Source organism: Coxiella endosymbiont of Ornithodoros amblus, assembly GCF_019425495.1.
Taxonomy (GTDB): domain Bacteria; phylum Pseudomonadota; class Gammaproteobacteria; order Coxiellales; family Coxiellaceae; genus Coxiella.
In genome coordinates this window covers 1-11,380 of sequence record NZ_VFIV01000040.1, presented here as the reverse complement: position 1 = coordinate 11,380, position 11,380 = coordinate 1, and the positions used below count along the sequence as shown (strand labels likewise).

Here is an 11,380-nt window from a genome sequence, read left to right as displayed (position 1 = left end):
TGCAATAAATATCAACACCAAGTATTTTAATATCTTTCATCACATGCTCTTTATTTAAAATAGAAATTCTGTGTTGGCGCATTATAACGCCCCCTTTAAAGAGCGCACTTTTCATTGGGTTGTTTTTAAGTGGGATGATGAATTAGGTATTGCCTGAGGGGGCAAGAGAATTTATAGTGAGCTTTAGTTTAGAAAGGAGATACGGATGGCTCTCATTACGTTGCGACAATTGCTGGATCATGCAGCCGAGCACGGTTACGGTGTTCCGGCATTTAATGTCAATAATTTAGAGCAAGTTCGGGCAATTATGGAAGCAGCGGATAAGACAAAAAGTCCAGTCATTCTTCAAGCTTCTGCTGGCGCGCGTCAGTATGCTGGCCCTCAGTTTATCAGGGCATTAATCGTCGCCGCTACTGAAGAATGGCCCCATATTCCCATTTGTATGCATCAAGATCACGGTGCTTCTCCCGCCGTCTGCCAGCGCTCAATCCAACTTGGCTTTACTTCAGTCATGATGGACGGCTCCTTATTGGAAGATCAAAAAACACCATCAGACTATGAATACAATGTGTATACAACGGCATTGACTACGCAAATGGCTCATGCGTGTGGAGTCTCAATAGAAGGAGAACTAGGTTGCTTGGGTTCCTTGGGAACATCAATGGCTACAGAAGAAGATGGTTCCGGTGCGAAAGGCGAATTATCACGTGATCAAATGTTGACAAACCCTGAGCAGGCGGCCGATTTTGTTAATAGAACTAAAGTTGATGCGTTGGCCATTGCCATTGGCACCAGCCACGGTGCTTATAAATTTTCTCGACCGCCGACGGGTGAAGTATTGATGATCGACCTCGTCAAAGCCATCCACGAACGTTTGCCCAATACGCATTTGGTTATGCACGGCTCGTCCTCTGTACCGCAAGAGTGGCTACAAATAATTAATGAATATAGCGGCGAAATTCCAGAAACTTACGGGGTGCCGGTGGAAGAAATCCAAAAAGGCATTTGTCATGGAGTAAGAAAAGTGAATATTGACACCGATCTTCGGCTAGCATCGACTGGCGCAATTCGCCGTTACCTTGCGAAAAACCCTTCGCAATTCGATCCACGAAAATATTTAAGCGAGGCGCAAAAAGCGATGCAAGCGATTTGCAAAGCGCGTTATGAAGCATTCGGTACAGCGGGTCATGCCGAAAAAATAAAAATTATTTCACTTGAAAATATGGCGGCTCGTTATAAGGATGGTCATTAGACCTACGCATTCCAAATATTTAATCAGTATTATCAAAACTGGCTTAATAATAAAAGGAGGTGCTGTTTCCCCTCAGGGGTGTTTAATATGTTAGTTTTTGTTAATGGGATTGTTTGTACCCGGATTTATTATTGCTGCAACCTCCCATACCGAACAATCTATTCAATCGCCTAAAACCATCATCATAATTCCCGCTCTTCATGATCATCTCGTACAAAAACACAAAAACTTGCTGTAAATGTGGAATTTGCAAAACGCCGATATACGTGCCGTCATTCAAAGCATTTCGCAATTAACTGGTTTGTGCGAACGGGGGGAGGGACATTCATCAATTTCACCTGTTCCCGGCAGTTGTCGGCGTTTATTGGGTTGGTTCCTCCACAACACTCGAGTGGGAATAAGGAGGTCTTGTCGCGGATTAGTAAACGCGGCAATGTGATGTTAAGGACGTTAAATAAAACCTGGGGTTGATGATGCTGATTCATGCGGTGGCTCTGTGAACCCGCATATACGTTCTTTTCGTCAAAACTGATTGTTGACACAACAACCCAGGGCCTATACGTATGGAGCAAAGCAGAATACGGGAAAATAATGATCTCGTCTATCGCCCCCGTATTTCGCTGCGCTCATAGGGGGTACTTTTGCTGTTGGGCCCGTGAGCCACGGCCTATAACCTACGTTTTCCACCCTTGATAATGAGCGCTATTGGGCATTTAAGTTAAACGATGCTATACTGGGCTTTCGTTGAATTAAAGACCTTCAGGAATTTATGACTGAATTCGAGTCAGCCCCCGCCTATCAAGAGGCGAAATACCTTACCAGCGCTGCTGAATTTGATCAGCTTCCCTCAGACCAGGGGGCCGAGATTGCTTTAATTGGCCGTTCAAATGCAGGAAAATCGAGCGCGTTAAATATAATCACCGGAATAAAAGGGCTTGCCCGCACGAGTAAAACGCCAGGGCGTACTCAGATGATTAACTTTTTTGCGTTAAACGAGCACGAACGTCTGGTTGATTTACCTGGCTATGGGTATGCAAAAGTCCCGCGAATGGTACAAAAGCGTTGGGAAGAGTTAGTAGACACTTATTTAAAAAAACGCCGTTGCTTAAAAGGCTTGGTTGTCGTGATGGATATCCGTCATCCCTTAAAGGAAATGGATGAGGATGTAATCGAGTGGGCAGTTAAATATGATATTCCTATCCATATTCTATTAACCAAGTCGGATAAACTCAGTCAAAATGCCGCTAAAAAAACGTTAGGAGAAGTAGAAACGGCGATTAGCGCCTATGGAGATAAGCTGACGCTTCAATTATTTTCCTCTCATGATCGCACTGGATTAGACCAAGTCAAAGCGGTTTTAAGCCAATGGTTCCGTTCAGAGCCATAAAAACCATTCTACTTTCGTGAATAATTTTGCGATAGTTAAATATTGCCTTTTCAAAAAAACTGAGGTAAAGTAGCCCACCATTGAAATACCTTTCGAATGGAGGACACGGCCGTGTTAATTTATTACACCTGTCTAAAACCTCCCAGTAGTCCCTTAGCTTAATTCCTTTACGCGTGGCATTATAAATAATGCTGTTATTCTTACTCCATTAACCGATGGGATGGGACATGTTTTTAACTTCAAAGAAAACATATACTAAAAATGAAGTAACTTCTTGGCCAATCCTAAATTATTGGGATGTGATTGCTGCAATTTTCGTTTTAGCGATCATTGTGTTATTGGGTTATGGCGCCAACGCTATGGTTGGGAGATTTGATATTGGGGAACCAATTTCTATTTCTCTCGATCCGCGAGTATTGCCTTACTATGCCTTGCGCACGATATTGCGGATGGGCATCGCCATGTTTTTTTCACTGTTATTTACGTTTGTTTTCGGGACTTTGGCCGCCAAGAGCCGTCAAGCCGAGCGGGTTATTATTCCTGCTATTGATATTTTGCAATCGGTACCGGTACTTGGGTTTTTAACCATTACTGTAATGGCTTTTATCGCATTTTTTCACGGTAGTATGTTAGGGCCAGAAAGTGCGGCTATTTTTGCCATTTTTACGGCCCAAGTTTGGAATATGACTTTGAGCTTTTATCAAAGCCTTCGTACCGTTCCACCGGACCTTTCAGAAACAGCATCTGTATTTCAATTGTCCGCATGGCAGCAATTTTGGCGGGTAGAAGTCCCCTTTGCGATGCCAGGCTTATTGTGGAACATCATGATGTCTATGTCTGGGAGTTGGACTTTTTTAACGGCCTCAGAAGCGATTAGTGTCGCTAATCATAATATTATGCTGCCAGGCATTGGTTCTTATACTGCCCTCGCTATCGAGCACGCTAATAAAATGGCTATCATTTATGTCATCGTCACGATGTTTATTGTAATTGCTTTGTATGATCAATTGTTATTCCGACCATTAGTGGCTTGGACGGAAAAGTTTGAGGCTGAAGTTAGCGTTGATGGAACGGAAGCACAATCTTGGGTTTTAAATCTTTTTCAACGTACGCGTTTTTTACGATTTATTGGGCATTATTTTTCGTTGGCGGGTAACGCCATTGTAAATTGGCGACTTTTTCAACATCGCCGACCCAGAAAATTAATTGACCCTAACTACCAGTTCCGACAGTTGTTAACCATTGCTTGGAATGTTCTTTTAATCCTCGGTGTTGCCGCAGCCCTTTTTTTATTGTCGAAATTTATTTTGGCGGAAGTCCGATGGAATGAAGTATTGCATGTGTTTTATTTAGGGTTCGTGACTGGCTTACGAGTCACCATTTTAATTATTGTTAGTTCTTTGATTTGGGTACCCGTTGGTGTTTGGGTAGGTTTGCGCCCCAATGCTTCTCGCATCGTGCAACCGATTGCGCAGTTTTTTGCAGCGTTCCCGGCGAACTTATTATTTCCATTGGTGGTCATGGTGATTATCCGCTACGGTTTGAATGTGAATGTTTGGACCTCACCATTAATGATTTTTGGAGCTCAATGGTACATTTTATTTAACGTTGTCGCTGGAACGATGGCCGTACCTAAAAATTTGCATCACGCTGTTGAAACGTTGAATGTAAAAGGATGGTTATGGTGGAAGCGGTTTATATTGCCGGGAATATTTCCTTATTACATCACCGGGGCGATTACCGCGGCTGGTGGAGCTTGGAATATTAGTATTATTGCTGAAGCGGTAAGTTGGGGGAATACGCATTTGCATGCGACCGGCTTGGGTGCTTATATCACCGCAGTTTCACAACAGGGTGATTTTCCTCGCTTAGCCTTAGGAGTCATGGTGATGTTTTTGTATGTAGTCATTCCCAACCACACTATGTGGCGACCTTTATACCGACTGGCCGAAGAGCGTTTTCGTGTGAAATAAGTTGGAGGTTTTAATTCGTGCTCTATCTCCTTGGGAAAGGGGGTTAGGGAGAGGGGTTTTAAAATTTTTTATAAACGCAGTTCAAATTATTTTTTTAAACACTTAGAATTTTCTGGGGATGATGATCATGAAAAAAAACACCAATTATATTATAGAAGTCAAAAACATAAGTAAATCATTCAAAAAACATGGGGCACAAAGTTTACTTGTGCTCGACCGCATTAGTTTTAATGTGGGTGAAGGGAAAATTATTGCTATTCTGGGAAAGTCCGGTTCAGGAAAATCTACGTTATTACGAACTATTGCGGGTTTAACTAAACCTTCTTCGGGCGTTGTGCTTTATCATAGTGAACCGATTAATGCACCTGTACCAGGATTAACGATGGTGTTTCAACATTTTGCATTGATGCCGTGGTTAACGGTGTTAGAAAATGTGGAACTAGGATTAGAAGCGCGAGGTATTGCACGCGAAGAACGCCGCGCGTGTGCGATTGAAGCGATCGATATCGTCGGTCTGGATGGGTTTGAATCTGCTTATCCCAAAGAATTGTCCGGCGGCATGTCGCAGCGAGTAGGGTTAGCACGAGCGTTGGTAGTGGATCCCGAAGTATTGTTGATGGATGAACCCTTTTCCGCACTGGATGTATTAACGGCTGAAAACCTGCGGGGTGATTTAATTAATATATGGCATTCGGGTAAAACTAATATTAAAAGCGTTATCCTTGTAACGCATAACATTGAAGAAGCTACATTTTTAGCAGATCGTATTTTAGTTTTTTCAAGTGATCCAGGAACCATTCGCTCGGAAGTAAATGTTGAACTGCCACATCCACGTAATGATCAAGACCCTGAATTCCACCGTTTAGTGGATGATATTTATGGACTCATGACAAGGCCGGCTGTTGAAGCTGTTCCTGACGCCATTAAATTTAAAATGATCGATGTTGGGTATCGTCTGCCGCAAGTTCCCATTTCTGAAATGATGGGTTTTTTGGAAACACTGGCGTCGCATGAGCAAAAAAAAGTGGACTTACCTGAGTTGGCTGAAGAACTGCATTTTGAAATCGATGAATTGTTTCCCATTACCGAAGCGCTCGAAATATTGCATTTTGCTCATGTATCCGAGGGCGATATTGTATTAACGCCCGCAGGACGTCAATTGGTGGAGGCGGATATTTTAGAGCGTAAGAATATCTTTGCTCAGCATTTAATTGAATACGTTCCGCTGGCTCGTCAAATTCGCCAAGAATTAGATGAACATCCTAATCATGAAATTTCCGAAGAACACTTCTTAACAGACCTTGAAAATTATTTAAGCGAACAAGCCGCCGACGAAGTACTAACCACCGTCATCGATTGGGGCCGTTACGCGGAAATTTTTGCTTATGATTACAATTCAGGAATGTTAAGCCTAGAAAATCCGTAGCTCGTATGTAGCGAAGCGGAATCCGGGAACATTCCCACTTACTAATAGTATTAATGATTAATAAATTATCAGAATGAGGCAGAGGCATCAGCGATGTTTGAGAAAAACCAGCGTTTAAACCCAAAGGAAGTGTATTTTTCCATTATTGCTTTGTTCGAAAATACCTTCAATGGGGAAAATGAAAAACGATTTGAACAAAAATAAACAATTGAAGGCAATAGTTACATTTCAAAATACGGTCGTATTTATTATGATACGGTAACAGAGAAAGGTATAATCGTTCATTATCCTGAGAGAGAGATAATGACAGACCATCGTCGGAAACTCAAAGCCCCCACATTAAGAGAAATTAAGTCTAAAGTTGAAAAAAGTATATATATTTTTATTAATGATGTTTCCAAGCTGTATTTCTGTCCAATCGTTGAAAATCAAATGCCCGCGAACATTTTATTGCTGTTTGGCGTAAAAATGGATCATGGCAAATCGAGGCTTCAACCTACGAAAGATTCAGAATTGGCGGTAAGTATTCTCTACGTAACATCACCGATATATTGAAAATAACAAAAGACAAAGTAAGTATTATTTACCAAGGCTGCCAAACAAATTCATGGGCCTGTGGTTATTATACTTACGCGGTAGCAAAAGTTTGATAGTGGGTAAGAAAGTTCTAAAACCTGACATTGAATCAATCGTAATAAAAGAGATGGAAGCCAATTATAAAAATGCCTGCGAAGCAATTGAATCTCATGAAATATTGGATGAATTAAACTGAATTGTTGCATTAGGATAAGATGGTTTTTCAGTTATAACACAAGAAAATTGTTCTTACACATCTGAGGAACAATGTCCTGAAACAACAAACACTTTGGAAAAAGTTATCGATAAAAAACGATAATTGATAAAATCGAGACTAAAGCCAAAACGTATGAACGCAGTAAGAATCCATTCTTAGTAAATCGCGAGTTACGAGCGCAGCAACTACGATAGTTTGTTACTGAATTAAATAAAGCAAATGATTTTGATACTGCCTATAAAATTTGGTTAGGAGTAGTAACTGCTAAAAAGGAAGTTGTGGAATATGTCAATAAGGACATACTAGCCAAACACAATAATATATTCTTCAGCGAAAACGGAAATGAAAAACGGGATACAACGGTTTATCGATGATTTATAAACTGAATCTAAGAATATACAATTTACTAGTTGATCGAAATAACAGTCTGTAGGCCGTATTCCGCTTTTCTGCATGTGGGCTACAGACTCTATTGAAAAAACTGAGTTTTTAAAAAATGACGAATGAAAATTTTTTAATCCAAGGCCCGGTTGGGCAGTTAGAAGTAACGATTACTCGTCCTAAAGTAATTGAAAAGTCGATGACGGGGATTATTTGTCATCCGCACCCCTTGCATGGCGGGACGATCAATAACAAGGTGGTTGCCACCTTAGCTAAGGCCTTGGACAAATTGGGATTGAAAACCGTGCGTTTTAATTTTCGTGGCGTTGGTAAGAGTCAGGGGCAGTACGATAACGGGGTGGGCGAGGCTGAAGATTTAAAATCGGTTCTTCGATGGGTGAAGCACAGTTGGCCTCAGGATGACATCTGGTTAGCCGGTTTTTCTTTTGGGGCTTATATTGCGGCTAAAGTAGCAAACAGTCAAAAGATCGCGCGATTGATTAGCATTGCCCCTCCTGTCTTTTATGAGGGCTTTGATGCATTAACTCAAATGACTGCTGCGTGGCTGATTATTCAAGGTGACCAGGATGAAGTAGTGCCATTTGAGCAGCTAAAAGCATTTGTTAACCAAGTTTCCTCTCCGGTAGAGTTTGTAGTTATGTCCGGCGCAAGCCATTTTTTTCATGGGCGTTTGATTGAATTAAGGGAATTATTGGTCCGAAATTTAGCATAGAACCAAAAACGCCCCCTTAGCACCTTTATTGTGGCAAAATAATAATCAGATAAGAGGTAACATAATGTATAAATTATGGTAATGATCTAGGGAAAGAGTAGACAGGGGTATTCCACGGTTATGTTTGTAACCAGGCGGCCGGAAACTGTCAGTTCATTCATAAATAAGAATTATTCTCAATTAACTTGACACCGCTTGAGCGCCCATTGATAATGGCTGACGTAGTAATTGCATCTCATTCTTATTTTAAGGAGCCGCTGACGTTGCTGACACTGTCTGATCTTAAATCTGGTGAAGTCGGGATCGTTTGTGGTTTTCATCCGGGCGACAAGGCTTATCGGCGAAAGTTGCTGGCGATGGGGTTGACGCCGAATACCCAGTTTGAAGTCATCCGCCGTGCGCCGCTGGGCGATCCTGTGCAAATTCGTGTGCGTGATTTTTATTTGAGTTTACGGCAGAAAGAGTTTGTGCTGTTAAAAATTGAGCGAGACAAGGAATAAATGGATAACGATTTTATTATCGCTTTAGCCGGGAATCCCAATTGCGGAAAAACTGTTGTTTTTAATGCGCTCACCGGCAGCCGCCAACGGGTGGGTAATTGGCCTGGGGTGACAGTGGATAAAAAGTATGGCTATTTTCAGCACCAGTGCTACAAGATTAAGGTGGTGGATTTACCCGGCACGTATTCGACCAGCGTGACATCGGACGCAGGGGCCATCGATGAAAAAATCGCGTGCGGTTATTTACTCTCGGACGAAGCCGACATAATTGTTAATGTGATCGACGGAAGTAACCTCGAGCGGAACCTTTACCTCACACTCCAATTATTAGAAATGAATATTCCCATCATCCTTGCTGTCAACATGATGGATATCGTTAAACAACAGGAGTTGGTGCTGGATTTGAAACAATTGAGTAAACGATTGGGATGCCCTGTGGTTGGTTTAGTGGCGCGGCAAAGTATGGGAATTAAGGTTCTGAAGGACGGTATTTTAAAAATAAAAGAGAAAATGAGCCGTAGTGCCCAGAATACACCACATACCTCAGCGCGCGAAACGCGCTTGGATTCCCGCCTTTGTGGGAATGACGGAGGACGATTTATTTTACCGTTACCTGCGGAAATTGATCAGGCAGTGCATCTTTTAACACAAGTAATGACAATTGACGATGCCTGTCACGCGAAATGGTTGGCTCTGCGTTTATTAGAAGGCGACCATTTTGCTAAAACGCTCGTTGATCAATCGGTTTTAAAATTAGCAGAACGCGAAATTCTTGCTATCGAATCGAAATTAGGTGAAGAGCCTGATATTCTAATTGCGGACGCGCGATACGTATTTGTTAATCAACTCGTCCGCACTGTAACCCAACTGGTTAAAACACCGCGACAGTCATTAACGCAGTCGATTGATCAGATTGCATTAAACCGTTTCTTAGGTATTCCGATTTTTTTCGCTGTTATGTATTTTATGTTTTTATTTGCTATTAATATCGGTGGCGCTTTTCAAGGATTTTTTGATATCAGCAGTAGCACTATTTTTGTAGATGGGCTTGCGGATTTGTTAACGAATTGGCATTTCCCGGTTTGGTTGACTGCTATTTTGGCGAGCGGCATCGGGAAAGGAATTAACACAACTATTACCTTTGCGCCTGTTATTGGTGGAATGTTTTTGTTTCTCGCTTTTTTGGAAGATTCCGGTTACATGGCCCGCGCAGCGTTTGTGATGGATCGTTTTATGCAAACATTGGGATTGCCAGGCAAATCCTTTGTGCCGATGATTGTAGGCTTTGGTTGTAATGTGCCGGCCGTCATGGGCACACGTACGTTGGAAAACCGGCTGGATCGTGTGTTAACTGTGATGATGATGCCCTTTATGTCGTGCGGCGCTCGATTAGCTATTTTTTCCTTATTTGCAAGCGCTTTTTTTCCTCAAGGAGGTGCTACCATTATTTTTTTTCTTTATTTAACTGGTATTTCAGTTGCCATTCTTTCGGGCTTAGTATTACGAAGAACGGTTCTGCTAGGAAAGCCCGCGCCACTCGTGATGGAGTTACCGCCGTATCACATGCCGCGTTTTAGTTCTTTGTGGCGACACATGTGGCAGCGGTTAAAAAACTTTTTGTTTCGTGCAGGACGTTACATTATTCTAATCTGTGTTCTTATTGGTGTGTTAAATTCAGTGACTGTCACCGGAAAACTGTTGGGAGATACAAGGCAGCATTCTTTGCTGTCAGCTGTCGGTCGGCTAGTAACACCGCTATTTTCGCCGCTTGGCGTGAAAAAAGATAATTGGCCGGCAACGGTTGGATTAACGACAGGTATTTTAGCAAAAGAAGTGGTGGTGGGAACTTTAAACACGCTTTATAGCGAACAAGACAACCTCACCCAACAATCCGCATCGCAATTTAATTTTTTGGGTGGATTACAAGAAGCGGTCGAATCAGTCCCACAAAATTTAAGTCAATTAGGTGATGCCTTTAAAAATCCTGTGGCAGCCAGCAAGGCCCCGCATGACATGAATAAAACCGCTTACGGCATTATATATAAACAATTCGGCGGAAAGAAAGCCGCTTTTTCCTATCTTTTATTTATTTTATTGTATTTCCCTTGTGTTTCAACGATGGCGGCGATGCGTCGGGAAGTAGGAAAACGATGGGCCTTATTTTCGGTATTATGGAGTACTGGGTTGGCCTACGCACTGGCTGTCATGTGTTATCAATGGCTCACGGTTGTTGCGCATCCTGCACTGACCTTAATTTGGAGCGCCGTATTAGTAACGGCCTTAATCATAGCAATTGTAAGTCTTCGACAATACGCGAGCCGCAATCAAAAGACCTCCCCTCTCCCGCTTCCGAAAAAGACGGCGGCGTCATTGCTGGGAGGGTATTTAAAGAAAGAAATTTCTGGCGCTTGCAGCCGAGATTTTTAAAAAAACGATGGGGAGGCTTAATGTTATTATCAATAAAAGCATTCTTAAAAGAACGTCAATCCGCCAATTTACAAGAATTATCCCTTCATTTTTGCAAGCAACCTGAAGCTATGCGCGGCTTGCTAGCGCACTGGATACGCAAAGGAAAAATCCGATGCCAAAAAAAACCCACCGACTGCGGCACAAAATGCCAACTCTGCCAACCGCAGTTTGTGGAATTTTATCGGTGGGTGGAGTAGCTCAGCCGATCATTACTTACAATCAATCTTCGTGCAGGCACTTCCAATTAGCCTTAATTTTATTGACAAGGAGAATTTTAAAAAAGGAAAATTTTTTTGATAAAAGTTAGTGCAAAATTTTAACCACAAACTCATCCACGCTGCCATCTTCCCACGAGGCTTTCTGTTGTATTATTGAAGAATACAAAAACGCTTGTGGCCAAGTCGGGCCATGTGAAGGACTAAGAAAAACACTGATGCCCCTTTCCTCAACATCAGCCTGAATCAAC

The 11,380-nt window shown here is 42.1% G+C and carries 6 protein-coding genes and 6 pseudogenes; all 12 read left to right on the top strand.

From position 1 onward, the window contains the following. Nucleotides 1–205 precede the first annotated feature (205 nt). The 12 genes and pseudogenes from fba to FIV31_RS05600 all read left to right on the top strand — a co-directional run bounded on the left by fba (nt 206) and on the right by FIV31_RS05600 (nt 11,111). Nucleotides 206–1,275: pseudogene (gene fba, locus FIV31_RS05660) on the top strand (class II fructose-bisphosphate aldolase). Nucleotides 1,276–1,361: 86 nt separating this feature from the next. After that, nucleotides 1,362–1,487 (top strand): annotated as a pseudogene (locus FIV31_RS05655) (hypothetical protein); the annotation flags it as partial. A gap of 85 nt (nt 1,488–1,572) precedes the next feature. Beyond that, nucleotides 1,573–1,705: pseudogene (locus FIV31_RS05650) on the top strand (transposase); the annotation flags it as partial. A gap of 316 nt (nt 1,706–2,021) precedes the next feature. Further along, nucleotides 2,022–2,639 carry a ribosome biogenesis GTP-binding protein YihA/YsxC gene (gene yihA, locus FIV31_RS05640; RefSeq protein ID WP_280124102.1) on the top strand — a complete coding sequence of 206 codons (618 nt, stop codon included), beginning with the start codon at nt 2,022–2,024 and terminating at the stop codon, nt 2,637–2,639. 227 nt (nt 2,640–2,866) lie between these two features. Beyond that, nucleotides 2,867–4,612, top strand: coding sequence for an ABC transporter permease (locus FIV31_RS05635; protein ID WP_280124101.1), 1,746 nt, complete (start codon nt 2,867–2,869; stop codon nt 4,610–4,612). Between the two features lie 121 nt (nt 4,613–4,733). After that, nucleotides 4,734–6,038, top strand: coding sequence for an ABC transporter ATP-binding protein (locus FIV31_RS05630; protein ID WP_280124104.1), 1,305 nt, complete (start codon nt 4,734–4,736; stop codon nt 6,036–6,038). A 607-nt stretch (nt 6,039–6,645) separates the two neighbouring features. Then, entirely contained in the window at nt 6,646–6,810 is a 165-nt protein-coding gene (locus FIV31_RS05625) for a hypothetical protein (RefSeq protein ID WP_280124100.1), read from the top strand. Between the two features lie 517 nt (nt 6,811–7,327). Beyond that, nucleotides 7,328–7,945, top strand: coding sequence for an alpha/beta hydrolase (locus tag FIV31_RS05620; protein ID WP_280124099.1), 618 nt, complete (start codon nt 7,328–7,330; stop codon nt 7,943–7,945). 68 nt (nt 7,946–8,013) lie between these two features. Then, nucleotides 8,014–8,112: pseudogene (locus FIV31_RS05615) on the top strand (hypothetical protein); the annotation flags it as partial. A gap of 61 nt (nt 8,113–8,173) precedes the next feature. Beyond that, nucleotides 8,174–8,445 (top strand): annotated as a pseudogene (locus tag FIV31_RS05610) (FeoA family protein). Then, a pseudogene (gene feoB, locus FIV31_RS05605) lies at nt 8,446–10,886 on the top strand (Fe(2+) transporter permease subunit FeoB); the annotation flags it as partial. It lies immediately after the preceding pseudogene. Between the two features lie 6 nt (nt 10,887–10,892). Then, entirely contained in the window at nt 10,893–11,111 is a 219-nt protein-coding gene (locus tag FIV31_RS05600) for a FeoC-like transcriptional regulator (RefSeq protein ID WP_280124103.1), read from the top strand. Nucleotides 11,112–11,380: the final 269 nt, after the last annotated feature.